This is a genomic window from Streptomyces sp. NPDC006743 (assembly GCF_040703815.1).
Taxonomy (GTDB): Bacteria; Actinomycetota; Actinomycetes; order Streptomycetales; family Streptomycetaceae; genus Streptomyces.
In genome coordinates this window covers 117,042-141,186 of record NZ_JBEYJA010000016.1, presented here as the reverse complement: position 1 = coordinate 141,186, position 24,145 = coordinate 117,042, and the positions used below count along the sequence as shown (strand labels likewise).

Annotated in this window: 23 protein-coding genes and 1 riboswitch; of the genes, 12 read left to right on the top strand and 11 right to left on the bottom strand. The window is 75.2% G+C overall.

What is annotated here, in order from left to right; translation table 11 throughout:
* Positions 1 to 33 precede the first annotated feature (33 nt).
* Both ABZ719_RS16555 and ABZ719_RS16550 read left to right on the top strand, forming a co-directional pair.
* Entirely contained in the window at positions 34 to 822 is a 789-nt protein-coding gene (locus ABZ719_RS16555) for a MerR family transcriptional regulator (RefSeq protein WP_366725877.1), read from the top strand.
* Positions 819 to 2,042, top strand: coding sequence for a glycosyltransferase (locus tag ABZ719_RS16550; RefSeq protein WP_366725876.1), 1,224 nt, complete (start codon positions 819 to 821; stop codon positions 2,040 to 2,042). The genes ABZ719_RS16555 and ABZ719_RS16550 overlap by 4 nt, the downstream gene beginning before the upstream one ends.
* 238 nt (positions 2,043 to 2,280) lie before the next feature.
* Here the strand turns inward: ABZ719_RS16550 and ABZ719_RS16545 are convergent, their stop codons facing one another.
* From ABZ719_RS16545 to ABZ719_RS16535, 3 genes are all read right to left on the bottom strand, one after another.
* Complete coding sequence (locus tag ABZ719_RS16545) at positions 2,281 to 3,510, bottom strand: glycosyltransferase (protein ID WP_366725897.1); 1,230 nt, start codon at positions 3,508 to 3,510, stop codon at positions 2,281 to 2,283.
* Positions 3,511 to 3,722: 212 nt separating this feature from the next.
* Entirely contained in the window at positions 3,723 to 4,571 is an 849-nt protein-coding gene (locus tag ABZ719_RS16540) for a bifunctional 5,10-methylenetetrahydrofolate dehydrogenase/5,10-methenyltetrahydrofolate cyclohydrolase (protein ID WP_366725875.1), read from the bottom strand.
* A gap of 19 nt (positions 4,572 to 4,590) precedes the next feature.
* Positions 4,591 to 4,676, bottom strand: a riboswitch (ZMP/ZTP riboswitch).
* Positions 4,677 to 5,013: 337 nt separating this feature from the next.
* Positions 5,014 to 5,379, bottom strand: a complete 366-nt coding sequence (locus tag ABZ719_RS16535) for a nuclear transport factor 2 family protein (RefSeq protein ID WP_366725874.1) — start codon at positions 5,377 to 5,379, stop codon at positions 5,014 to 5,016.
* 233 nt (positions 5,380 to 5,612) lie between these two features.
* Between ABZ719_RS16535 and ABZ719_RS16530 the strand changes: the two genes are divergently transcribed.
* From ABZ719_RS16530 to ABZ719_RS16515, 4 genes are all read left to right on the top strand, one after another.
* Positions 5,613 to 5,918: a hypothetical protein gene (locus ABZ719_RS16530; protein WP_366725873.1), complete on the top strand. Its 306-nt coding sequence runs from the start codon at positions 5,613 to 5,615 to the stop codon at positions 5,916 to 5,918.
* A 131-nt stretch (positions 5,919 to 6,049) separates the two neighbouring features.
* Positions 6,050 to 7,135, top strand: coding sequence for an S-(hydroxymethyl)mycothiol dehydrogenase (locus tag ABZ719_RS16525; protein WP_366725872.1), 1,086 nt, complete (start codon positions 6,050 to 6,052; stop codon positions 7,133 to 7,135).
* Positions 7,135 to 7,764 carry an MBL fold metallo-hydrolase gene (locus ABZ719_RS16520; protein ID WP_366725871.1) on the top strand — a complete coding sequence of 210 codons (630 nt, stop codon included), beginning with the start codon at positions 7,135 to 7,137 and terminating at the stop codon, positions 7,762 to 7,764. The genes ABZ719_RS16525 and ABZ719_RS16520 overlap by 1 nt, the downstream gene beginning before the upstream one ends.
* 120 nt (positions 7,765 to 7,884) lie before the next feature.
* Positions 7,885 to 8,799, top strand: coding sequence for an SDR family oxidoreductase (locus ABZ719_RS16515; protein WP_366725870.1), 915 nt, complete (start codon positions 7,885 to 7,887; stop codon positions 8,797 to 8,799).
* Positions 8,800 to 8,818: 19 nt separating this feature from the next.
* On the opposite strand, the gene ABZ719_RS16510 is transcribed toward ABZ719_RS16515, so the two are convergent.
* The gene (locus tag ABZ719_RS16510; RefSeq protein WP_366725869.1) at positions 8,819 to 9,373 is read right to left on the bottom strand and encodes a hypothetical protein; all 555 of its coding nucleotides are present in this window, start codon (positions 9,371 to 9,373) and stop codon (positions 8,819 to 8,821) included.
* Between the two features lie 51 nt (positions 9,374 to 9,424).
* Here ABZ719_RS16510 and ABZ719_RS16505 point away from each other — a divergent pair, with 51 nt between their 5' ends.
* The 4 genes from ABZ719_RS16505 (at position 9,425) to ABZ719_RS16490 (ending at position 12,218) form a co-directional block, all read left to right on the top strand.
* Complete coding sequence (locus ABZ719_RS16505) at positions 9,425 to 10,225, top strand: SDR family NAD(P)-dependent oxidoreductase (protein WP_366725868.1); 801 nt, start codon at positions 9,425 to 9,427, stop codon at positions 10,223 to 10,225.
* Between the two features lie 118 nt (positions 10,226 to 10,343).
* A complete protein-coding gene (locus ABZ719_RS16500) occupies positions 10,344 to 11,042 on the top strand; it encodes a L,D-transpeptidase family protein (RefSeq protein ID WP_037851072.1) in 699 nt (232 codons plus the stop codon).
* Between the two features lie 109 nt (positions 11,043 to 11,151).
* Entirely contained in the window at positions 11,152 to 11,337 is a 186-nt protein-coding gene (locus ABZ719_RS16495; protein ID WP_366725867.1) for a hypothetical protein, read from the top strand.
* A 494-nt stretch (positions 11,338 to 11,831) separates the two neighbouring features.
* Positions 11,832 to 12,218: a PPOX class F420-dependent oxidoreductase gene (locus tag ABZ719_RS16490; RefSeq protein WP_366725866.1), complete on the top strand. Its 387-nt coding sequence runs from the start codon at positions 11,832 to 11,834 to the stop codon at positions 12,216 to 12,218.
* Positions 12,219 to 12,283: 65 nt separating this feature from the next.
* Here ABZ719_RS16490 and ABZ719_RS16485 read toward each other — a convergent pair whose 3' ends face one another.
* Positions 12,284 to 15,085, bottom strand: coding sequence for a hypothetical protein (locus ABZ719_RS16485; protein ID WP_366725865.1), 2,802 nt, complete (start codon positions 15,083 to 15,085; stop codon positions 12,284 to 12,286).
* 248 nt (positions 15,086 to 15,333) lie between these two features.
* Between ABZ719_RS16485 and ABZ719_RS16480 the strand changes: the two genes are divergently transcribed.
* Complete coding sequence (locus ABZ719_RS16480) at positions 15,334 to 16,665, top strand: glycosyltransferase 87 family protein (RefSeq protein ID WP_366725864.1); 1,332 nt, start codon at positions 15,334 to 15,336, stop codon at positions 16,663 to 16,665.
* Between the two features lie 90 nt (positions 16,666 to 16,755).
* Here ABZ719_RS16480 and ABZ719_RS16475 read toward each other — a convergent pair whose 3' ends face one another.
* Both ABZ719_RS16475 and ABZ719_RS16470 read right to left on the bottom strand, forming a co-directional pair.
* Positions 16,756 to 17,169, bottom strand: a complete 414-nt coding sequence (locus ABZ719_RS16475; protein ID WP_366725863.1) for a hypothetical protein — start codon at positions 17,167 to 17,169, stop codon at positions 16,756 to 16,758.
* A 137-nt stretch (positions 17,170 to 17,306) separates the two neighbouring features.
* Positions 17,307 to 18,185, bottom strand: coding sequence for a TetR family transcriptional regulator (locus ABZ719_RS16470; protein ID WP_366725862.1), 879 nt, complete (start codon positions 18,183 to 18,185; stop codon positions 17,307 to 17,309).
* 273 nt (positions 18,186 to 18,458) lie between these two features.
* Here ABZ719_RS16470 and ABZ719_RS16465 point away from each other — a divergent pair, with 273 nt between their 5' ends.
* Positions 18,459 to 18,950 carry a flavin reductase family protein gene (locus ABZ719_RS16465; protein WP_366725861.1) on the top strand — a complete coding sequence of 164 codons (492 nt, stop codon included), beginning with the start codon at positions 18,459 to 18,461 and terminating at the stop codon, positions 18,948 to 18,950.
* Between the two features lie 145 nt (positions 18,951 to 19,095).
* On the opposite strand, the gene ABZ719_RS16460 is transcribed toward ABZ719_RS16465, so the two are convergent.
* The 4 genes from ABZ719_RS16460 to ABZ719_RS16445 all read right to left on the bottom strand — a co-directional run bounded on the left by ABZ719_RS16460 (position 19,096) and on the right by ABZ719_RS16445 (position 23,977).
* Positions 19,096 to 21,432 carry a SpoIIE family protein phosphatase gene (locus tag ABZ719_RS16460; protein WP_366725860.1) on the bottom strand — a complete coding sequence of 779 codons (2,337 nt, stop codon included), beginning with the start codon at positions 21,430 to 21,432 and terminating at the stop codon, positions 19,096 to 19,098.
* Positions 21,433 to 21,691: 259 nt separating this feature from the next.
* Positions 21,692 to 22,066, bottom strand: a complete 375-nt coding sequence (locus tag ABZ719_RS16455) for a hypothetical protein (RefSeq protein WP_366725859.1) — start codon at positions 22,064 to 22,066, stop codon at positions 21,692 to 21,694.
* Positions 22,067 to 22,260: 194 nt separating this feature from the next.
* A complete protein-coding gene (locus ABZ719_RS16450; RefSeq protein ID WP_366725896.1) occupies positions 22,261 to 23,184 on the bottom strand; it encodes a MurR/RpiR family transcriptional regulator in 924 nt (307 codons plus the stop codon).
* Between the two features lie 40 nt (positions 23,185 to 23,224).
* A complete protein-coding gene (locus ABZ719_RS16445; RefSeq protein WP_366725858.1) occupies positions 23,225 to 23,977 on the bottom strand; it encodes a nucleoside/nucleotide kinase family protein in 753 nt (250 codons plus the stop codon).
* Between the last annotated feature and the right edge of the window lie 168 nt (positions 23,978 to 24,145).

The window sequence follows — 24,145 nt, the reverse complement described above, 5'->3', positions numbered from 1 at the left end:
CTTCAGTCTGTACGCCGACGAAAGGGCAGGTGAATGAGCTACTCCGTGGGCCAGGTGTCGGCGTTCGCCGGGGTGACGGTGCGCACGCTGCACCACTACGACCGGGCGGGGCTGCTGTCGCCGGGCGGCCGCAGCCACGCCGGATACCGGCTGTACGACGACGCCGACCTGGCACGACTCCAGCAGATCCTCTTCTACCGCGAACTCGGCTTCTCCCTCGACGAGATCGCCGACATCCTCAAGGACCCGCAGGCCAACGCGCTGGAGCACCTGCGCGCACGGCAGCGCGCGCTGGGTGAGGAGATCGCCCGGCTGCGGCGGCTGGCCGAGGTGGCCGAGCGCGCCATCGAGGTCCAGCAGACCGGCGTGTCCCTCACCCCCGAGGAACGCTTCGACGTCTTCGGCGAGATCACCTTCGACCTCAGCTACGCCACCGAGGCCCAGCTGAAGTGGGCCGACTCGGACGGACAGCGGGAGTCGATGGCCCGGGCCGCCGCGCACAGCAAGGAGGACTGGCGGCAGCTCATGCGCGAGGCCGCCGCCTGGCGCGCGGAACTGCTCGCCGCCTTCGACGACGGCGAGAGGGCCGACGGGGAACGGGCCATGGACCTCGCCGAGGAGCACCGCCTGCACATCTCCCGCTGGTTCACCTCGTGTCCGCCCGCCATGCACCGGCGCATCGCGGACGACATCGTCGCCGACCCGCGCGCCTTCGCCCTCGTCGTCCCGCCCTCCCAGCAGCGTCCCGGCCTCGCCGCCTACCTGGGCAAGGCCGTGCACGCCAACGCGGCCCGCCGCACCGGACCCGGGGAGAACCGATGAGGATCCTGATCGCCGCGGCCGGGTCGCGGGGCGACGTCGACCCCTACACGGGCCTGGGCGCCGCGCTGCGCCGGGCCGGACACGAGGTCGCCCTGGCCGCACCGGACCCCTTCGCGCCGCTGGTCCGCCGCGCCGGCCTGGAGTTCCGCGCTCTGCCCGCCCGCCCCGAGGCCCGGGGCGATGTCGCGGGCCGGCGGGGGCTGATGCGCAGCGCCGCCGCGTTCGTCACCGGGCTCGCGCGGGGCTTCGCCGACGTGGTGGACGACGGCACCGACCTGCTCGTGCTGTCCACCACCACCGCCCCGCTCGGCTGGCACCTCGCGGAAGCCGCGGGCATCCCGAGCCTCGACACGCACCTCCAGCCCACCACGCCGACCGGCGACTTCCCGCCCGTTGTCGGCGGCACCCGCTCCCTGGGCCGTCTCGGCAACCGCGCCGCGGGACGCGTCGGGCTGCGGGTGGCCGACCGCCTCTACACCGAGGCGGTCGCCGGGCTGCGGCGCGACCTCGGCCTGCCCCCGCTCGGCCCCGCCGCCGCGCGCCGCCGCCGGGAGGCCGCGGGCCTGGAGGTCCTGCACGGCTTCAGCGAGCACGTCGTCCCCCGCCCGGCCGACTGGCGCGCGGGCCTGGAGGTCGTCGGCAACTGGTGGCCGTACCTCGACCCGGAGGCGCGGCTGCCCGCGGACCTGGAGGACTTCCTCACGGCCGGGCCGCGACCGGTGTTCGTCGGGTTCGGCTCCATGGCGGGCGGTGACGGCCGGCGGCTGACCGAGCTGACCCTGCGCGCCCTGCGCCGAGCGGGGCTGCGCGGCGTCCTCCAGGCCGGCAGCGCGGGGCTCGACGCCGCCGGGGACGACGTCCTGACCGTCGGCGAGGTGCCGCACGCGCTGCTCTTCCCGCGCGTCGCCGCCGTGGTGCACCACGCGGGCGCGGGCACCTCGGCGGCGGCACTGCGTGCCGGGGTGCCCTCCGTTCCGGTGCCGGTGGCCGCCGACCAGCCCTTCTGGGCCGCCCGGCTGGCCGCGCTCGGCGCCGCCCCCCGGCCCGTGCCGTACGCGGCGCTGACCGCCGAACGACTGGCCGACGCCCTCGGCCGCGCCGTGGGTGACCCGGGGCACGCACGCGCCGCGGCCACCGTCGCCCGCCACCTCGCGGCCGAGGACGCGGTGCCCCGCACCGTCCGGACGATCGAACACCTGGCCGCCCACGCGGGCCGGTGACCAGGCGGGCCCGGCGCCACGTCCGGGCTGCCGTCTGCGCGGGTCGCTGGGCGGACGCTTCGCACCTGTGCCGTCGGTGGCCGTCGGCGTCCTGGCGGTTGCGGTGCCGCGGCGCTTGGGCTGCCGTCTGTGGGGGCCGGTGGGCGGACCTGCGACGTCTGTGCCGCCGGCGTCCCGGCGGTCCCGGTGATCCCTCCGATCGTCGGGTGTGCCGGCCGGTCGTCAGGGGGCGGGCCCGTCAGCGTGCCAGCCGGTCGACCGCCTCCAGGACCGGGCCGACGCCGTCCTCCGCGCGGATGCGGGCGCCCAGGCGCTCCGCGCGCCGCCGGTGCGCGGTCTCCCGGGTGGCCCGGGTGAGGGCCGCGGCCAGGCCGTCCGCGGTGACGGCGCGCAGCGGGACCGCGCACGGGGCCACCCCGAGGGAGACGAGGCGCTCGGCCCAGAAGCCCTCGTCGAACTGGACCGGCAGCGGCACCGCCGGAACCCCGGCGCGCAGCCCGGCCGCGGTCGTGCCCGCTCCCGCGTGGTGCACCACGGCGGCCGTCCGCGGGAACAGCGCCGCGTGCGGCACCTCACCGATCGTCAGCATGTCCTCGCCCGCCGCCGCGAGCCCGCCCCAGCCCCGCTGCACCACCCCGCGCAGCCCGGCCAGGCGCAGCGCCCGCACGATGGTCGCGCTCAGCCGGGCGGGGTCGGGCACGGTGGCGCTGCCCAGCCCGACGAAGACCGGCGGCGGCCCCGCGTCCAGGAACTCCCGCACCCGCGCCGGAAGCCGGTCGTCGCGGTCGTACGGCCACCAGTAGCCGCACACCCGCAGCCCGGGCCGCCAGTCACGCGGCCGGGGCACCACCAGCGGGCTGAAACCGTGGAACACCGGCAGCCGCAGCCCCGCCCGGATCCGGCGGGTGGTGCCCAGACGGGCGGGCGGCAGCCCCAGCCGGGCCCGGACGGTCGGCACGGCCGCCGAGAAGACCCGTTCCATCGCGAGGTTCACCCCGTGGCCCGCGAGGCGGTTCACCGCCGCCCCCCACTGGCCGCCGCCGAGCAGCGGCGGCGCGAACTCGCGGGTCGGGGAGAGCGGTTGCAGGTGCGTGCCCATGCTGGGCAGGCCCAGCGCCTCGGCGATGGCGTGCCCGACCGGCCCCAGCGACCCCGACAGCAGCAGGACGTCGCTCTTCTCCGCGGCGGCGACCAGGTCGTCCGTCATCCGGGCGAGCGCCGCCCGGACCAGACCCACGGCCCGCAGCATCTTGCCCGCGTCCGTCGCGCTGCGGTGCAGCCCCCGCCCGCGCGTGGACTCCAGTTCGGCCCGCGGGTCCACCGGAAGCGGGTGGAAACCGAGGCCCGAGCCCGCGACCAGCGGCTCGAAGCACGCGTGGGTGACCACCGTGACCGCATGGCCCGCGCGGGCCAGGCCGTGCCCCAGTCCGGTGAAGGGGGCCACGTCTCCCCGGGAACCCGCCGTCATGATCGTTACGCGCACGTCGGCCAGTATGGCCGCGCGGCCGCCCGCCACCGGCGAACGACCCGTCCATGTCGGCGCGCCCACCCGCGCAGCCGCAGGGGCACCACCGGCGCGCTCGGGCGCCCGGCCGTCCCCCGTGAGCCCCCCGAGCCGTCGGGCGGCGGCCCGGCGTCTCGGGACGCCCGGACGACCGCTCAGACCCCGAGCTGCCGGGCTCAGACCCCGAGCTGCCGGGCGGCGGCGTCCACGGTCTGCTCCAGGAGCGTCGCGATGGTCATCGGGCCGACCCCGCCCGGCACCGGCGTGATCAGCGAGGCGCGCTCCGCCGCGGAGTCGAAGTCCACGTCCCCGACGTTGCCCGCGTTGTAGCCCGCGTCGATGACCACCGCGCCCGGCTTGACGTCCTCGCCGCGCACCAGCCGCGGCCTGCCCACCGCCGCCACGACGATGTCCGCCTCCCGCACCACCGACGACAGTTCCCGGGTCCGCGAGTGGCAGTACGTCACCGTCGCGTCCCGGGCCAGCAGCAGCATGCCCACCGGCTTGCCGAGGATCGCGCTGCGCCCGACCACCACCGCCCGCTTCCCGGCCGGATCCACCTCGTAGGCGTCCAGCAGCCGCAGGATCCCGCCGGGAGTGCAGGAGACGAACCCGGGCAGCCCGAAGCTCATCGTGGCGAACGAGGCGAAGGTGACGCCGTCGACGTCCTTCTCGGGCGCGACGGCCTCGAACGCGGCCCGCTCGTCGATGTGGTCGCCGACGGGGTGCTGCAGCAGGATGCCGTGCACCGACGGGTCCGCCGACAGCGACCTCAGCGTGCCGACCAGCTCGTCGGTGCCGGTCGTCGCGGGCAGCTCCACGTGCCGGGAGGCGATGCCCGCCGTGCGGCACCGGTTCTGCTTCATCCGGACGTAGGTGACGGAGGCGGGGTCCTCGCCCACCAGCACCGTCGCCAGACACGGCGGGGTGCCCGTGCGGGAGGTGATCTCGGCGGCCTTCCGCGCGCTCTCGCCGACGATGCGCCGGGCGAGCGCGGTGCCGTCCATGAGGCGGGCCTGGGACATGTCCACTCCTGAGCGTGCGACGGATCGCCCAGGCGCGCGGCTGTGACTTCGGCTGGGGCCGCTCCCCGGTGGTGCTCCACCTCAGCGCCAGTCACGGCCCGGCCCCACCCTATGCCAGGAGGGACCGGGAGACGGCGGGGGAGGCCGGGCGGCGCCGCCGACCGCACCGGGGGCGCGGACCCTCACCGGCGGCGGCCGTGGCGAGCGCGCGGGGTACGCGGGGTACGACGCGGAGCGCGCGCCACCGGCGTACGGGTACGGTGCCGGGCCGCGCGCAGCAGCGACCGCAGCAGGACCGCCGGCACGGACCTGGCCGCCGTGCCGGCCGTGCCGGCCGGGCCCGCCCGGCGAAGCAGCGGGGAACGCGCCTGCCCCAGTCCGCCCCGGGCCGAAAAGGACCAGGTCAGCCGGGAGCTGACCTGGAACCTCGCGGTCCTCCTCGTCACTCGTCCCATGCCTGGATCATGATCTGGTCGGTGATCTTGCCGTCGCGCAGCGAGACCATGGACTCGGCGAGCACCCGGACGCCGTCCGGATACGCGCAGGACTCGGCGTACGCCGCGCGGTCGCCCTGGACGACGCACTGCTCCAGCCGGTGCGTCATGTCGCGGCCGTAGACGTCCTCCAGCATCGAGCCGATCTCCGCACGCCCTCTGAGGACCTTGGGGTGGCTCGGCTGGGAGTCGCGGTCCACGATGCGGATCTCGGCGTCGTCCGCGTAGAGCGACAGCAGAGTGGACGCCGTGTGCCCTTCGATGCCCCGGCGCAGCGCACCGGTGTCGAAGACGGGACCTGCCGTGGTCGCCATGGTGGCCTCCTAGGAGGAGCCCCGGGGCTCCGGGGGCCCCGGAACAGCGGCCCTTCACGGGCCTCTCCTTCGAGCGTCCTCCGGCCCGCCGCCCCCGGCAAGCGCGGCCGCCCACGCGAGGCCGGTCACTTTGCCCGCCCCGGCATCACCGCGCGCGGACGGCCGCTCGCCCTGACGGGTGAGCGGTGGCCGGGGCCCGTGTCCGGCCGGGGCCCGGCGGCGTTGCTGAGGGCATGATCTCCACTCGACGTATCGTCGCCGTCGCCTCTCTCGCCGTCTCGGTCGCGGGACTCGCCGCCCTGCCCGCGAGCGCCGCCGACTCGGCCGTACCGGTGGTCGGCCGGGCGGTCCCCACCGGTCTGCTCGACTCCCTCGGCCGTACCGGCATCCCCGCCGGCCGGCAGGACGAGGTGCCCCCGGTCTCCGAGCAGCTCTCCTCGCTCCACCACGTCAAGGACCTCAACCAGCTCAGCCGGCTGAACGCGGTCACCGGTCTCGTCTCCCCGCTGTTCGGACTGGTCCCCGCGGTCCAGTACTGAGCCACGGCACTGGGCCACGCGCCCGGTGTGCGGCGACCGGGTGGCGGCGGCACCGGACCGTGTGCCGCCGCCGACCGCGCACGGCGTAGGGTCGCAGGGACGGACGACGGCCGACGGAAGGGACCACCACCATGGCGCAGGAAGTGCGCGGCGTGATCGCACCCGGGAAGAACGAACCCGTACGGGTCGAGACGATCGTCGTGCCGGACCCCGGGCCCCAGGAGGCCGTCGTACGGGTCCAGGCCTGCGGCGTGTGCCACACCGACCTGCACTACAAACAGGGCGGCATCAACGACGAGTTCCCCTTCCTGCTCGGCCACGAGGCCGCGGGCATCGTGGAGTCGGTGGGCGAGGGCGTCACCGATGTCGCACCCGGCGACTTCGTCGTCCTCAACTGGCGTGCCGTGTGCGGCGCCTGCCGTGCCTGTCTGCGCGGGCGGCCCTGGTACTGCTTCGACACCCACAACGCGCGCCAGCGGATGACCCTCACCGACGGCACCGAACTCTCCCCGGCCCTCGGCATCGGCGCCTTCGCGGAGAAGACCCTGGTGGCGGCGGGACAGTGCACCAAGGTGGACCCGGCCGTCTCCCCGGCGGTGGCCGGACTGCTCGGCTGCGGGGTGATGGCCGGCATCGGCGCCGCCATCAACACCGGCAACGTCGGCCGCGGCGACTCGGTGGCCGTGATCGGCTGCGGCGGCGTCGGGGACGCGGCCGTCGCCGGGGCCCGCCTGGCGGGGGCCGCGAAGGTGATCGCCGTCGACATCGACGACCGCAAGCTGGAGACCGCCCGCACCATGGGCGCCACGCACACCGTCAACTCCGAGGACCACGACCCGGTCGCCGCGATCCGCGACCTCACCGGCGGTTTCGGCGCCGACGTCGTCATCGAGGCGGTCGGCCGCCCGGAGACCTACCGGCAGGCGTTCTACGCCCGCGACCTGGCCGGCACCGTCGTCCTGGTCGGCGTGCCCACCCCGGAGATGAAGCTGAAGCTGCCGCTGCTCGACGTCTTCGGGCGCGGCGGCGCGCTGAAGTCGAGCTGGTACGGCGACTGCCTGCCCTCCCGGGACTTCCCGATGCTCATCGACCTGCACCTGCAAGGGCGCCTGCCGCTGGACAAGTTCGTCTCCGAGACCATCCGGCTCGACGAGGTGGAGCAGGCGTTCGAGCGGATGCACCGCGGCGACGTGCTGCGCTCGGTGGTGGTGTTCTGATGACGGCCCGTATCGAACGCCTCGTCACCAGCGGGCAGTTCACCCTCGACGGCGGCACCTGGGACGTCGAGAACAACGTGTGGATCGTCGGCGACGACCACGAGGCGATCGTCATCGACGCAGCCCACGACGCCGAGGCCATCGCCGCCGCCCTCGGCGAGCGCCGGCTCACCGCGATCGTCTGCACCCACGCCCACAACGACCACGTGAACGCCGCCCCGGCCCTCGCGGACCTCACCGGCGCGATGATCTGGCTGCACCGCGACGACCTGCCGCTGTGGAGGATGACCCACCCCGGCCGGGAGCCCGACGAGCACCTGCTCGACGGGCAGGTCATCGAGACGGCCGGAGCCGATCTGAAGGTCCTGCACACGCCCGGCCACGCGCCGGGCGCGGTCTGCCTCCACGACCCGGGTCTCGGCGTCGTCTTCACCGGCGACACCCTCTTCCAGGGCGGCCCGGGCGCCACCGGCCGGTCCTACTCCCACTTCCCGACGATCATCGACTCCATCCGCGACCGCCTCCTCACGCTGCCGCCCGGGACGAAGGTCCTCACCGGCCACGGCGAGGGCACCACCATCGGCGCGGAGGTCCCGCACCTGCAGGAGTGGATCGACCGCGGGCACTGACACGCCCGGCACCGCCCCGGGTGAACCCGCGCCGAATGGCGACAGGAGATGTCCGGCTTCCACGCGACCCTCGACGAGCACACCGCACACGAGAGTCACGAGAAACACAGGAGGCCGGACATGTCACGTCCACTGGAGGGCAGGGTCGCGCTCGTCGCGGGCGCCACCCGGGGAGCGGGCCGCGGCATCGCGGTGGAACTCGGCGCCGCCGGGGCCACCGTCTACGTCAGCGGGCGCACCACCCGCGCCCACCGCTCGGAGTACGACCGCCCCGAGACCGTCGAGGACACCGCCGACCTGGTCACCGAGGCCGGCGGGCACGGCATCGCCGTCCCCACCGACCACCTGGACCACGGCCGGGTGCGCGCCCTCGTCGACCGCATCGCCCGCGAACAGGGCCGCCTCGACGTCCTCGTCAACGACATCTGGGGCGGCGAGAAACTCTTCGAGTGGGACACCCCCGTGTGGGAGCACGACCTGGACAACGGCCTCAGACTGCTCCGGCTCGCCGTGGAGACGCACGCCGTCACCAGCCACCACGCCCTGCCGCTGCTGCTGCGCCGGCCCGGCGGCCTCGTCGTCGAGATGACCGACGGCACCGCCGAGTACAACCGGGACACCTACCGGGTCAACTTCTTCTACGACCTCGCCAAGGCGTCCGTCCTGCGGATGGCCTTCGCCCTCGGTCACGAACTCGGGCCGCGCGGCGCCACCGCGGTCGCGCTGACGCCCGGCTGGATGCGCTCGGAACTGATGCTCGACCAGTTCAAGGTGTCCGAGGAGAACTGGCGCGACGCCCTGGAGCACGTGCCGCACTTCGCCATCTCCGAGACGCCGCGTTACGTGGGCCGCGCCGTCGCCGCCCTGGCCGCCGATCCCGGCGTGGCCCGCTGGAACGGACGGTCCCTGTCCAGCGGGGCCCTCGCCCGGGAGTACGGCTTCACCGACCTGGACGGCAGCCGCCCCGACGCCTGGCGCTACCTCGCGGAGGTCCAGGACGCGGGCAGACCGGCGGACCCGACCGGCTACCGCTGACCTGCGGCGGGCCGCCCCGTCACCGGCCGCCGGCCGTCGCCGGCGGCTGCGCCGCGGTCACCGGCCAGCGGGCCGAGTGACCCGGCGGCAGCGCGAGATCGGCCCGTACGGACGCGTAGTACTCCTGGCGCGCGGCGCGCTGGCGCTCCAGCAGTTCCTGCCACGCCTCGGGTTCGCGCCGCTCCTCGCGCAGGAACCGTTCCATCTCCATGACCACCAGGACCCAGCCCCGCGCCTTCTCCACGACCTGCGGGCTGCCCAGCATGATCAGTGCCTCACCGGCGGGATCGCGGGCGAGGACGGCCTCCGTCAGCAGCGGCTCGGCGTCGGAGAGGGGCAGCGGATGCGGGTGCGGGTCGTTGCCGAGGTGGGAGGCCACCCGGTAGGTCAGCGTGACCGACGTCTTCAGCGACCGGGCGTAGTCCGAGTACACCGCCAGGCGCCGCTCCTCCCAGCGCGTCGCGCGCTCCCGTTCGGACCGGACGCGGTCGCTGCGCACGACCGCCAGGTACGAGCCGAGCGCGCCGATCACGACGCCTATGAGTGCGGGGAGTTGCTGCATGAACGCGGACATGCGGTGCACGCTATCTGCCGGGCCGGGCGTGGGGGCAGTAGGTTCTGGCCCATGACGGACACGAGGCGTTTCGAGGGGCACGGGGTGCTCGTCACCGGTGCGGCGCGCGGCATCGGCGCGGCCGTCGCGCGGCGGCTGGCGCAGGAGGGGGCGCGGGTCCTGGCCACCGACGCGGACGGGGCCGGGGCGGAGAGGACCGCGGCGGCCCTGGGTGAACAGGGGCTCACCGTCCGGGCGTCGGCGTGCGACGTGGCGGACCGGGCCGCGGTGGAGGCGGCCGTGGCCCACGCGGTGGACGCCTTCGGAGCGCTCGACGTCCTCGTGACCTGCGCGGCCCGCTGCACGCCCGACACCCCGCTCTTCGAGGACGGCACGGACGAGGCGTGGGAGCGCGACCTCGACGTCACCCTGAGCGGCGTCCACCGCTGCTGGCGCGCCGCGCTGCCCCACCTGGCCGCCTCCGGCCGGGGCGCGATCGTGGGCATCGGCTCGGTCAACAGCCTCCAGGACTTCGGCAATCACGCCTACAGCGCGGCCAAGGCGGGCCTGGTCTCGCTCACCCGCACCCTCGCCGGGCACGCCGCCGGGCGCGGGGTCCGCGTCAACCTGGTGGTGCCCGGCACCGTCCGCACCTCGGCCTGGGAGGGCCGGGAGGACGAGCTGGAGCGGGTCCGCGGCCTGTACCCGCTGGGCCGGGTCGGTGAACCGGAGGACATCGCCGCCGCCGTCGCCTTCCTCGCCTCGCGCGACGCGGCCTGGATCACCGGCACCACCCTGACCGTCGACGGCGGCCTCACCGCGGTCAACACCGGCTTCCACACGGCACTGCGCGCACCCCGCCGCACCGGCTGATCCCCCGTCGAGTGTCACCGTTTCGTCTCGAAGTGAGCCGCTTCACAACCGGAACGTCCGCCCGGCGGTCTAGGTGTCCGACACCACGGACACACAAGAACCGAGGGGGAAGCCCGCCATGAGGCACATGGCCAGACGAGGAGCCGTCGTGCTCGGCGTCACCGGACTGGTGGCGCCGCTCGCGCTCGCGCTCGGCACGGCTCCGGCACAGGCGGCGACGAGCTGCACGACGTCGACCGGGCCGTACCAGAAGAAGGTCGAGAAGTTCCTCGGCCGTCCCGTCGACGGCCGGCAGTCGGCCGCCGACTGCAAGGCGATCAAGGCCTTCCAGAGCAAGCACGGCATCACTCCCACCATCGGGTACGCGGGCCCGGTCACCTGGGGCGTGATGGATCTCATGAACAAGCAGAAGGCCGTCGGGAAGAACCCGAACAAGGACGGCAGGTGCCCGACCGACAAGGGCCGCATAGCCTGCGTGAACCTCACGCTCCAGCTCAGCTGGATCCAGGACGGCAAGCGGCTCGTGTACGGTCCCGTGCCGGTGCGCACCGGACGGGACAAGTACGAGACCCGCACCGGCCTGAAGAAGATCTACTGGCGGCACATCGACCACGTCTCGACGCTCTACCACGTGAAGATGCCCTACAGCCAGTTCTTCGACGGCGGCCAGGCGTTCCACTCGGTGGGCGTGAGCATGTGGAACCCGCCGGGCTCGCACGGCTGCGTCAACATGACGTCGAAGGACGCCAAGAAGTACTGGTCGCTGCTGCGGAAGGGCGACGACGTCTTCGTCTACGGCCGCAAGCCCGGCACCTGAGAAACGGTGCGGGACGGGCGGGCCGGCTCCGGCCGACGTGATGAGCAACACGGTCCGGTATGTCCGAATCGATCCCGCTTACTCACAACGCCTTCACGTCCAGCGGCATATGCTTCACAGCATGTCCACCACTGTTGAAGCCGCCTCCGAGCGATCGGCCGCGGAGGTCAACGAGGAGATCCGTGCCCTGTGGCGCCGGTCGGGCGGGACACTGACCACCGAGCAGCGCGAGGAGTACCAGCGCCTCGTCCTGGAGTGGGCCATGGCCGCTCCGGACTCGGACCAGGCGGCCTGACCCGCCGCCCGTCCCGGCCGGTGCCCTCGGGCCCACCGGGCACCGGCCCCCCTCCGCGACCTGCCTTTCCGTCCCTCCCCGCCCCGGCCGTCCGCGCCGGGGCGCCTCTGTCTCACCTCCCGCCCCGGCCGCCGTGCCGGGGCGCTCTGTCCTGCCTCCGCTCCCGGCGCGGGCGCGCTGCACGCGCCAGGCGCCGTGGCGCCCCCCCGAGGACGCGGCGCCGCCCTCACCCGCCTGCGACCGCGCCGGCCCGAGCGGCCGCCCGCCCGGTGCGGACGGCCGGCCTGGGCCACCGCCGGCAGAAGGCGGTCCCGCCGCCCGCGCGGTCGTCCGGCGTCCCCCGGAGCACCGGACGCTCCGGTGCTCCGGGGGAGGCGGGCGGGGCCCCGCGCGGGGGTTCGGCGGCGCGGTGTGCGCCTGGGCGTGTTCCGAAAGCAGCGCCGTCCGCCCGCGGGGCAGGCGGGACTTTCGCAACACGCCCTAGGATGCCGCGCATGGACGAGAACCTGGTGGCGCGGCTCGGGGCCGGCAAGTACGTGCTGATCACCAGCTACCGCGGGAACGGAACGCCCGTGGCCACCCCGGTGTGGGTCGTGCGGGACGGTGCCGCGCTCGGCGTGTGGACGGCCGCCGGCTCCTGGAAGGTCAAGCGGATCCGCAACCGCGCCGACGTGCTCGTCGGGCCGTGCGACGTGCGCGGGAACCCGACCGGTGACCAGGTGCCGGCGACCGCCGAGATCTGCGACCGGGCCACCACCGCGCGCTACCGGGTCCTCATCGCCCGCAAGTACGGCCTGATCGGCCGGCTCACCCTGTTCGGCAGTCGGCTGCGCCGGGGCGAGCGGGGGACCGTCGGGATCCGGGTGACCCCCACGCGCTGACCCGCGCGCGGGAGCCACCCGGTGTGGCGGACCCGACGGCCCCTCGGAGCCGTCGGGGATCCGCCCTACGAGGCGTCGAGGACCGTGCCCGTCAGCACCGGGGCGCCCTCGTGCACCTTCCCGTCGTCGTCGGTCAGCTGGAAGCGGACCTTCTCGGGCTGCTCCTTCACCTGGTCCCCGACCGTGGGCACGCTCACCTCGGCGCTTTGTTCGCCCGCCGGTACGGCGACCCACAAATACAGATTCTCCAGTGCGGACAGCGGACGCTCCGGGTCGGCCGCCTCACCCGTGGTCTCCTCCAGCCACTTCGGGTCGACGTCCTTGGTGGACAGCTCCGGGCCGTCCGTCACGGGGCGGACGACGAACACGGCCCCGATGTCGGAGTCGGCCACCGCGGACAGGTTCACCCGCCACCGCAGCGGCTCGCCCTCGGTGACCCGGTCGGCCACGGGCGTCACCGTGACCGTCGGCTGCGGGTCGTCGTTCTCGACCGTCACCCCGCCCCGGTGGGCGCCGACCACCGCGCCGTGCACCGCCTTGACGACGATGTCGTTCGGCAGGTCCTGGCCGTAGCGGGTGTTGCCCCGCACCCGGACCGGTACGTCGATGTCGTGCCCGCCGGGCCGCACCGTCACCAGCCGGTCCGTCGCCTTGTACGTCACCGGGTCGATGACGTACACCCGGACCTGCCCGCTGCCGTGGCCGGACACGCGCACCGGCACCCGGTAGGTGCGCACGCCCGAGTCGCCCTCCTTGACGGCGAGCCGGCCGATGTCGACGCGGGGCAGCGCGGCCGGGCGGACCGGTGCCGTGCCCGGCCGCCAGGCCCACGCGTCCATGAGCCAGGCCTGCCCCGCACGGGTGCGCGGGGTCAGTTCCAGCGTCGTGATCCGCCGCAGGTCCAGCTTGCCCCGGACGGCCGCGGTCAGCGGGACGCGCACCTCGCGGGCCCAGAAGGAGGCCGTGCGGTCGGTGCCGGGCAGACCGTCGACGCGGACCCGGCCGAGCGCCGCCCGGTGCCCGGAGGCGTCGGTCACGGCCACGTCCAGCTGGGTGCCGGTGGTGTTCGGCGGCACGAACACGCGCAGCGCGAGCTGCTCGGCGCCCTTCAGCGACACGGGTGAGCCGGGCCGGATCCGCACGGCCGAACCGGCGGCGGACCAGCGCAGCGCCACCGCGCGGCGACCGCTCTCGCGCTCGGTCTCCCACTGCGCGAAGTGCGGGGAGCCACCGGGCGTGTTCTCGGGGAGACAGGCGGCGGACGGGGAGGGGTCCACCGCGGAGCACAGCCGGCCGGCGCCGATCACCGTGACCGGGCCGTCGGGCAGCACACCGCCGGTGCGGCGGGCGCCCACGGCGTGCGTGAGCACCCGCGCCGGGTCGGCGGACGGCGCCCGGACGCCGGTGCCGTCCAGCAGCGGACGCACCCGGTCGTCCCCGGCGACGAACAGCCGGGCCGCCGCGGCGATGTAGGTCGCGCCGGCCCGGTGCTGCTGGTCCGCGGTCAGGCGGGTGGCGGTACCGGGGGAGCAGACCGCGTCACGCTGGTCGGGGTCGTCGTAGAAGTCGTCCTCGGCGGGCGCCTGCGCCTTGCCGGGGGTCCACTCGGTGTTGAAGAAGTTGTGGTCGGCGCCGACCACGTACACGGCGCTGTGCAGGGCGGTGCCGCGGCTGACACCGCGGGTGCCGTCGACGTACACCTCGCCCTGCAGGTCGGAGACGTCACCGTCGCAGCCGGGCAGGATCGTCGTGGACGGGACGTCGGCGACCGGATTCTGGCCGAAGATCGTCGGGCCGATCAGCACGGTGCCGCTGATGTGCCACCGGGTCCTGCCGTGGTAGCCGTCCTGGTCGGCGGGTGGCGGGTAGAGGCTGTCCATCGCGGCCCGGTTGACGCCCTCGCCGCCGCGCGAGTGCCCGACGAGCAGTACGCGCGACAGGTCGGCACGCGGTCCACGGCGTACGGCGTCCGGGGCCGAGGCCGGCTGCGCGGCCCACTGCGCCCAGCGCGCCAGGTGCTGCCGCACCAGCGAGGAACGGGCCTGGGCGCCACCGTCCTCGGCCGCCCAGTCCTGCCCGTTGATGCCGTTGGCCGAGATCGACACGGTGACATAGCCCTGGGAGGCCAGCAGCTTCTGGTCCTGGAGATAGCCGCGGTGGCTCGGGATGGGCAGCATGCCGGCCGGGCAGGGCCAGGCACCGCCGACCTCGTCGCTGTGCGGCTTGTAGCACGGCGCGTGACGGCCGTGCAGGAACAGCGCCAGCGGGCGGCGGCCGGTGGCCCCCTGGGGCGAGACCACCACGGCCCGCATCTCCACGGGGGCGGGGAAGCCGGGCAGTGCGACCGGCTTGAGCTGGTACTCACCGCTCGTGGTGCGGTACGGCCCCGGTCTGCCCGGGTCCACCTTGCCTGCGGGGAGCGGGGCGGGGGGCCGCGCCGCGGTCAGGGCGCCGCGCCCGGGCGCGTGCGCGGTGCCCGGGGAGTCCTGGGCGTCCAGTCTGCGTCCGGCCGCGCGGACCTGAAGGTCCTTCAGAGCACGGGCCGGCACGTCCTCCAGGCCGAGACGGAACGTGCGGCCGTCGCCGCCGGGCCGCGGGTGGCCGAGGAGCCGGCCGCCCGCGTAGAACTCGACGCGCGCGTCCCCCATGGGCACCGTGCTGCGCGAGTGCCACTCCAACTGCCGTGCCGCGCCACCGCCGGTGACGCGCCATCCGGGCGGGAGCCCGGTGTCGCTGTCACCGGCGGCCGTGAACGGCCGTGCCGCGGACGGCTGCCGGGCCGGTGCCGCTCCGGCCGCCGCGGGCGCGGCCCCCGCCAGGGCGAGCAACGCCACGGCGGTGATTCCTATTCGCCGGGCACGGATCAATGGTCCCCTCCTCGGAACACGGACTTCCTCCGGTACATGAACTCGGGCGCCCCGTCGGTCCCGGGGGCCACTGGTGTCCCGGAGGACGGGGCCGGCCGGCTGTGGGTTGCCTGTGCGGCGCGACCGGCCGGCGGCAGCGACGTGATCACGCCAGCCGGGGCACCGCGCGGTGACGTCCGCGCCCGCCGGTCGTTCCTGGGAGGAGACGGAAGAGTGAAGCCGGGACCGGGCGGGACGGGGCTGATGCCGTGAAGGAACTGGCGGGCCGGGCGGCGGGGAAGGGGGACGCGGACCGCGGCCGGGCGGCGGGGAAGAGGTTCGCGGACCGCGGCCGGGCGGCGGGGGAGTGGCTGACCGTCCGCGCGGGCCGCTGCCTGGCCGGGTCCCTGGCGCTGTACGTGCTGACCGCCCTCGTGCGTCCGGCCGAGCCGCTGGACCTGAGCGTCTACCGCCGGCTCGCACCGTACGTGCTCTCGGGCGGGCTCTACGACCACGTGGTGCGCACCGGGCCGCCCATCCCCGAACTGCCCTTCACCTACCCGCCGTTCGCCGCGCTGGTCCTGCTGCCGCTGGCGCACCTGCCCTGGACGGCGGTGATCGTGCTCTGGCGGGCGGCGTCCCTGGCCGCCGTGCCCGTCATCACGGCGGGCGCCCTGCGGCTGCTGTTCCCGCGCCCGGGGGGCCGTGTCCGCGAGCGCGCACTGCTGTGGGCGGCCGCCGCACCCTGGCTGGAACCGGTGCGCCACACCCTGGACCAGGGCCAGATCAACCTGCTGCTGGGCGCGGTCGTCGTCGGCGGACTCGTGCACTGCCGCCGTGCGGCGGCCCGGGGAGGCGCCGTCGCCCTGGCGGCGTCGCTGAAGCTGACCCCGGCCGTCGGCGGCCTGTACCTGCTGGCGACCCGGCAGTGGCGGGCCGCCGCGTGGGCGGCCGCCACCGGGGCCGCGGCCGCCGGGCTCGCCTGGTGCCTCGCCCCGGGCGAGTCGGTGCGCTACTGGTCGGCGCTCGTGACGGACACCCGGCGCGTCGGACCGGTGTGGTCGGTGCGCAACCAGTCCCTGCGGGGCGCACTGACCAGGCTGCTCGGACCGGATGTGACCGCCTCCGCGCTGTGGTGGGCGGCGCTCGCCCTCGTCAGCCTGGCCGCGGCCGGCGCCCTGCGCGCCGCCCTGCGGCGGGACGACCCGCTCGGCGTCCTCGTGACGGTGGAGCTGTACGGGCTGCTGGTGTGTCCCGTCTCCTGGAGCCACCACTGGATCTGGTGCCTGCCCGCCATGATCTGGCTGGCGCACGGACCGCACCGCAGGCGGACGCTGAGCCGGCTCACGCTCGTCCTGTGGGCGGCCGCCACGGGGGCCCGCCTGGTGCCGCGCCTGACCGGCGTCGAGGACCGGCTGGCCCTGCCCGGCCCGTACCCCTGGCCGCTGGCCTGGCCCGGATGCGTCTACGTCGTCTGCGCGCTGCTCACGCTCCTCGCGCTCGCCCGCACGGCCCGGGGCACCGGGCCCCCGGAGCGACCGGAGCCCGCCCGGGCCGACGGGCGGCCCCCGGCCCGGGCCGACGGCTCGCCGCTGCCCTGACCGGGCGGGAGGGACGGTGGGCGGGGGAGGTGGGGCAGGGCGCGGCGGTGCCACCGGGGCGCAGGAGGCGCGGGGCGCTGCCGGCGGCGGTCAGCTCCAGGCCCGGAACGGCTCGTCCAGCAGCTGGAACACCGGCTCGCCGCGGACCGGATCCTGCGCGGTGGTCAGCCGGACCCGGTCACCGCCGTGGACGCCGATGAGGGGACCCATGACCCTGCCGCGCACGACGAACCCCTCACTCATCTCTATCAGCGACACGTTGCGCGCGGCGGGTGTGTTGCGGTGCACCACCGTGGCGTGCCGTACCGTGCCGGTGCCCGCACTGCGCTCGGTGCGCAGGTCGCTGCCCCGGCACACCGGACACAGCAGCCGCTGGTACATGGCCGTGCCGCACCAGGTGCAGCGCTGGAAGCAGAGCGCTTCCCGATCCCCGGCCCCCGGTTCGAGGAGGCCGGTCGCGGAACCGGCTGCCGGACGCGTCGCGTTTCCTGAAGCGTGGTACACGCTGCTCAACTCCCTGCACTGGGCCGGAATCCGGCGCGCGCGGGGAACCCGTGCACGCCCGTGCGCGGTCCGCGGTGCCACCGTGCACGGCGACAGGTTATGGCACTCAGTGCCAGACGTAAAGGCACTGCGTACCATCATCTCCGGCGGGCCCGGCCCGGGGGGTCTTCGGCGAACGCCGTCTCGATCTCCCGCACCACCTGCCACAGCGGAGTCCCCCGTCGTGTCACGACGACGACCACCTCCCCTCCCCGCGTCGCCCGCCCGCCGGTTGCGGCCGAGATCCCCTCCTCGTCCGGGTCCGCATCCCCCGCCTTCCCCGGACCGGCGGCCGTCGCGTGGGCGAGGGAGGCGGCGGGTTCCCCGGGGGCGGCGGGTGCCGCCGGGGCGGAGGAGGCGGGCCCGAACACCTCCCGCACATGGTCCAGCGCCCGGTCCACCGCCGCGCGCGCGTCACCGCGTCCGTCCGAACGCAGCCAGGAGCGCAGGGCGTTGTTGTGCGCGGCGACCACCGCCGCGGCGATCACGTCCGCCCGCAGCGTGCCGTCGTCCCGCCCGGCGAACCGGTCGCGCAGATACCCGGCGAGGGCCCGTTCGTAGCGCCACACCACCGACAGCTCGTACGCCCGCAGCCCGGGCACCTGCTTGGTCAGCCGGTACCGCTGGACCGAGAAGAGGGGGTTCTCCGCGTACATCAGCAGCACCAGCCGGGCCGCGTCGCAGACCCGGCGGACCGGGTCGCCGTGCTGGTCCGGGGCGGCGAGGAAGGCGGTCATGTCGGCCAGGCACCGCTCGTGGTCGGGGAAGACCACGTCCTCCTTGGACGGGAAGTAGCGGAAGAAGGACCGCCGCCCGACCCCGGCGAGGGCCACGATGTCGTCGACGGTGGTCTGCTCGTACCCCCGCTCCAGGAACAGGTGGAACGCCGCCGCCACCAGGGCGTCCCTCATGGGCGTCCTGGCGCCCGCCGCCGAGGCCTTCTCGCCGCGGCCGGGCGCCGCGCTCCTGGAGGTCATGGAGGGGAACGTAGCACCCGCGACCGGCGGAAAGGCACTCCGTGCAGTGACGGGAGGGAACTGAGTACCCTTCCGGCGCCTCCCGTCCTCCTGGCACCTCCCGCCCTCCCGGCGCCTCCCCTTCCCCTTTGCCCCTCCCGCCCTCCCGACGCCTCCCGTCCCCCCGGCCCGCGCGTCGCCCCGGGCGCGCGGGCCCGAGGTGTGCTGAGCTGGTGCCCTCGCAGGCGAGGACGGACGCGCGGTGGCGGTGGCGGCGCGGGGTAGGGGTGAGGGATGAAGGGATTGGACGCGTTCACCGACCGGCTGGACCCCGACATGTACGTGGTGACGGCCGCCGCGGACGGAGAACGGGCGGGCTGCCTGGTCGGCTTCGCCTCGCAGTGTTCCATCGCCCCGCCCCGGTTCGTGGTGTGGCTGTCCAAGGAGAACCGGACCTTCCGCGTGGCGGAACGGGCGGACCGGCTCGCCGTGCATGTGCTGACCCCCGGGCAGCACCCGCTGGCCGAGTTGTTCGGCGGGAGCACGGGCGACGACGGCGTGGACAAGTTCGCCCACGTCCGCTGCACGGTGCGGCCGGACGGCGCCGTCGTCCTGGACGAGGCGCCCGCCTGGTTCGTCGGACGTGTCGTGCTGCGCGCCGACGGGGGCGACCACGTGGGCTTCGTACTCGACCCGGAGGACTCGGGCGGCCGGGGCGGTCCCGAGGGCCCGCTGCTGCGCCTGTCGGACGCGCTGGACATCTCCCCGGGCCACCCGGCCGACTGAGCCTCGGCGCACCGGCCCGCCACCCCGCCGAAGGAGCCCTCAGCGGATGCCGTCAGCCGTCAACGATCGGCGGCCGTCTGCGCCGACCGGGCCGGGAGCGGTCGGCAGGCGCCTGCGCCGGGCCGGCGAGAGCGGCGGTGGCGCTTCACGCCGGGTCTCCCGGCGCGCGGATCTCCAGGACGCAGACGTCGTCGCGCCGTTCGGTCTCCAGCATCTCGGTCAGCAGCGGCACGAGGGAGCCGGGCCCGTGGCAGGGGAAGGTGCCCGCGGTACGGGCGAGGCGCTCCAGGCCCCGGTGGATGTCCTCGCCGGGCCGCTCGACGAGGCCGTCGGTGTAGAACAGCAGCCGGTCGCCGGGCTCCAGCACGATCTCGGCCTCCTCGTAGACCGGTGACTCCGTGGCGCCGAGCAGCACTCCGGACGGACGCTGCAGGTAACGCGGTTCGCCACCGCGCAGCAGCAGCGGCGGCAGGTGGCCGGCCTGGGCCCACAGGAGCCGGCGATCGGCCGCCCGGTAGCGCGCCAGGACGACGGTGGCGGTGCCCTTGGTGTCCCGGGAGTGCAGCAGCAGCGTGTTGAGGCGTTCCAGCGCGCCGGTCAGGGACGAGCCGGTGAAGATCATGCCCTTGGCGGTGAACCGGAGCTGGGCCATGGTGGCCACCGCGTCGATGCCGTGCCCGGCGACGTCACCGACCACGAACAGCGCGTCCCCGTCCGGCAGTTCGATCGCGCTGAACCAGTCGCCGCCGACGTGGGTCCCCGCCTCCGCGGGCAGGTAGGCGACGTCGACCCGGAGCCCGGCCAGGCGCACCGGGCGGCGCGGCAGCGGCAGCAGCGCGTGCTGCAGCCGTCCCGCCAGCGTCCGCTCGGCCCGCAGGACGCCGTCCTGCGCGAGCATCGTCCGTTCGCTCTCCACCAGGGCCAGCTCCGCGCTGCGCTGCGCGGTGAGGTCCTGGAGGAAGCCGTGGACCTCGACCGGCGCCCCTCTCGTGTCCAGGACGGCCTCGGCCACGGCCCGCACATGCCGCGGTCCGGCCGTCGCCACGGCCCGGAACGTCACGTCGAACGGGGTGCCCCGGGCGACCAGATCGCGTACGGCCTGCCCGAGCACGGGCCTGTCCTCGGGCAGGGCGAGGTCCGCCAGCCGCTCCAGCGGGACCGGTCCGAGCCCCGGGTCGCGGTCGCACAGCTGGTAGGCCTGCGGGGACCAGGCCGCCTCGTGGGTGACCAGGTTCCAGGTGGCCCAGCCCAGGCGGCCCAGGCGCTGCAGCTCGGCGAGACGCTGTTCCTGCCGGTCCGAGGTGTCGTGCCGCAGCCAGGACACCACCAGGCCGTCGCCCAGCCGGGCGGCCCGCACCGCGTACGGGGACGGCCCCTGACCGCGCGGCCCCGCCTCCGGCCAGGCGAACGGTTCGCTCTCGTACGGCTCCCCGGTCTCCAGCACGCTCAGCCAGCCGCGTCGCAGCGGTTCCTCCGCGGCGGCCGGCCAGCACTCCAGGAGCCGCCGCCCGACCAGATCGCTCCGGTCGCGGCCGAGGACGCCGGCGATCTGCTGGGTGGCGGCGTCGACGCGGTAGTCCTCGACGTCGCCCGCGGGCGAGCGGAGCGGGGTGAGCAGCAGCGTCGCGCCGGGCAGCGCCTCCAGCAGGGCGCGCACCGCTTCGGGCGCCAGGTCCGGCGCCGGCCGCGGCCGGGGGGTGACAGCGCGCAGCCGGGCCGCGCAGAGCCAGGAGACGTCGTGCAGGAGTTCGCGGTCGTGCCGGGTGAACGGGCCCGGCCGGGCGCGCAGGACGCCGATGGCGGCGTCCGCGGGGCCCGCACCGGTCACCGGCAGCCAGGCGCGGGAGGGCCAGCGCCCGGCCGGGTCACCGGACAGCGGGTACGGCCTGCCGTCCTCGGCGGTGTTCTCCAGCCAGCGGGGTTCCCGGGCCGTGAGGGCGTCCAGTGCGGCGCTCCGGCTTCCCGGGGGCAGGTGCCGCCAGGAGGGGTCGGCCGGTGCCCCGTCCGAGCCGGCGTACCCGATCAGCCTGAGCCCGCCCGCCGGCAGCGGCCGGTAGATCAGCACGGCGTCGGCGCCGACGGGAGCCGCGAGGTGCTCCAGCAGGCACGCGGCGAGGTCCTGCGGGGACTCCACCTGGACGAGGGACCGGCCGAGCGCGGCGAGGACGGCGGCGCCGTCCGCCTCGCCGGCGCCCGTGGCGTGGCTCAGCGGGGGCACCAGCGTGCCCAGGGTGATCCGGCACTCCTCCACCAGGGTGCGGCGCGCGGCCTTGGCGCGGCGCACCAGATCCTCGTGCGCGGCCTGGGCGGAGCAGCCGGTCAGCGCCATCAGGGCGCCCTTGGCCCGCTCGACGACGGCCGTGTCCTCCGCCGCCTCCTGCCGCGGGCCGGGTTCGCCCTGCCGCCGGGACGCACCACCGGCCGGCGCCGCCGTGCCGGGTACGGCGCCGGGGTCCCTGGGCCAAACGGAATCGCCGGTCACGCGACGAGCATCGCACATGTGGCCCAGTCCGATCCCGGTCCGATCAAGAACTTGACGGACTCCCCGGCATCCGCCGCCGTACCGCCGTGAGCACAGCGCCGCGGACAGGAGCGGGCCCCGGCGGCCGGCGCCCGGCCCGCCCCCTCGCCGCGCTGCCGGAAGGCCCTGCAGCTCCGCCGCGAGGACCTTCCGGCGCCTTGCGATCGCACGCACCGGACACCGCCCGCTGATCGGACCCCATCACTTCTGTCCGCAGCGCTCAGCGGGCCGTGCCACGCTCCATCAGGGCCTCGGTCACGGCCCGTACGCTGCGCGCGATGTGCTGGAGCTGGAGCACCTCCGCGGCGTACAGCTTGATCGTGTGTTCGATGACGGACTCGGGCAGTCCCAGCCGGGGCAGGTCGGCGCGCGCGGTCTGCAGGGCGGTGCGGGCCACCCGGACCTCCTGCTGGACCTGGATCTGCGCGTGCCGGGCGAGGAGCACGGGGTGGCGCAGCAGCACGGGGTAACTGGCGTAGCGGGAGGGCACCAGTTCGCGCAGCCACCTGGCCGCCGAACGCTCCCAGTCGTAGCTGCCGGGGGGTTTGACCTGGCAGGGCCAGTCCGGGCTGACGCGCGTGGTCGTCACAGGCATGGATCTATCGCTTCCGGGTGTGCGGCGTCGTGGAGGGCGGGCGACGGAGGAGCCGGCGGGCCGCGATCCGTGAGCAGTATTTATATATGCCATCCGCTTGGCAAGACGTATGAAAACATTCATGTCCGGATTGCGATGCCTGGTCCGCTTGCTTCCGACCACTGCGCGCGGGTGCCGTGCGGGTGGCCGCCAGGTCACTCCTTGAGGAAGAACTGGTGCTGGTCGGCGATCTGCTCGTACTCCTCCAGGCGGGCCTGGGTCCGCTCCGGGTCGGCGTCCGTCATGGCCTGCAGCAGGGCGGCGCAGACGATGCCGGGCGCGGCGTAGGAGTCGAAGACCAGCCGGGAGCCGGTGCCGGTGGCGAAGGTGACGTCGGCCTCGTCTGCGACCGGGCCCAGTGCCAGGTCGGTGATCAGGGCGACCTTGAGCCCGGCGCTGCGGGCGACCCGGACCGCGGTCAGGGTCTCCTGCGCGTGCCGGGGCATGGAGAAGGCCAGCACCCACGTGCCGCCGGCCTCACGGGACTGCAGGAGGGCGTCGTAGGCGACGCTGCCGCCGAGGGTCACCAGCCGTACGTCGGGGTGGATGCGCCGGGCCGCGTAGGCGAAGTACTCGGCGAGCGAGACCGAGATGCGCAGTCCGAGCACGGTCAGCGGCGCCGAACGCGACAGCTCGCGCCCGACCGCGATCACCTGTCCGGGGTCGGCGAGGTCCCGGCGCAGGTTCTCCAGGTTCTCGATCTCGGCGTCGACCGCGGCCTGGAGTTCGTTGCCCCGATCCTCCTCGACCGTGCCGGGGCCGCCCGCGAGGGTCCTGAGCGCGATGGACTGGAGCTTCTCCCGCAGCGCCGGATACCCGCTGAAGCCGACCGCGCCGGCGAACCGCGTCACCGAGGGCTGGCTGACACCCACCCGGTCGGCCAGTTCGGTGATCGGCAGGAACGCCGCCTCCGCGAGGTTCTCGATCAGGTACTGGGCGATGCGGCGCTGCCCGGGAGACAGCTGGGGCCGGTCGAAGAGCGCCCTGAGCTGCGAGGCCGGAGCGGCCTCGGCCCCCGTGGCGGGCTTGCCCGAGGTGATGGCGGACGCCTGGGCGCGAGCCTGCTGCGGCGATGGCACCGAGGCGCCTGCTTTGTCTCCCACAGCGTTTCAACATAGCTCACTCACTGTCATGAGCAGGGTGCGCGGGAGCGGATCCGGACACGGTGCGGCCCGCGGCAGGCGGCGGGGCGGAGGGCGGCGGCAGGAGCGGGGAGCGGACGGGCGGGGCGGTCGCCGGGACGATCAGATCCGCGCGGTGCCGGGTCTCCGCCACCAGGTCCGCGTTGCGCTGGTCGGTGCCCAGAGTCCAGGCGACGGCCTGGTCGTGGCCCTTGCCGAACTCCTCGTGCCGGGCGACGAGACGGCGCACGCGCTCCTGCTCGGGCAGGTCGCAGAACCACACCTCGTCCAGGTGCGGGCGCACCCGCGCCCAGGCGCCGGTGTCCAGCAGCAGGTAGTTGCCCTCCGTCACGACCAGCCGGGCCGACGGCGGCACCGGGACCGCGCCCGCCAGCGGCTGTTCGAGGGCGCGTTCGAAGCCGGGGGCGTAGACCGTCTCCTCGCTGCCGGCCGCGTACTCCTCGCGCAGCCGGCGCAGCAGGGCCGCGTACCCCGCCGCGTCGAAGGTGTCCGGCGCGCCCTTGCACAAGCGGCGGCCGAGGCGGTCGAGTTCGGCGTCGGCGAGGTGGAAGCCGTCCATCGGGACGTGGGCGACCCACGGGTCGCCCGCGCCGTTCAGGGCCCGCACCAGGTGCTCGGCCAGCGTGGACTTGCCGGCGCCGGGGCTGCCCGCGATGCCGAGGATCGCGCGGTGTCCGTCGCGGGGGAGGGCCCGGGCACGGTCGAGGAGGTCGTCGAAGGTCGGCGGCACAGGCGCCAGTGTGCCACCCGGCCGACGGCGCCGGCCGGCGGCCGGAACGCCTCGGCCTCCCCGGCCCGGAAGGGCCGGGGAGGGAAAGGCGTACGGAGATCCGGCGAAGTACGCCCGATGTGGCGTGCGCCACCCCCTCAACGCCCCGTCGTGGGGAAGGGTGCCTGT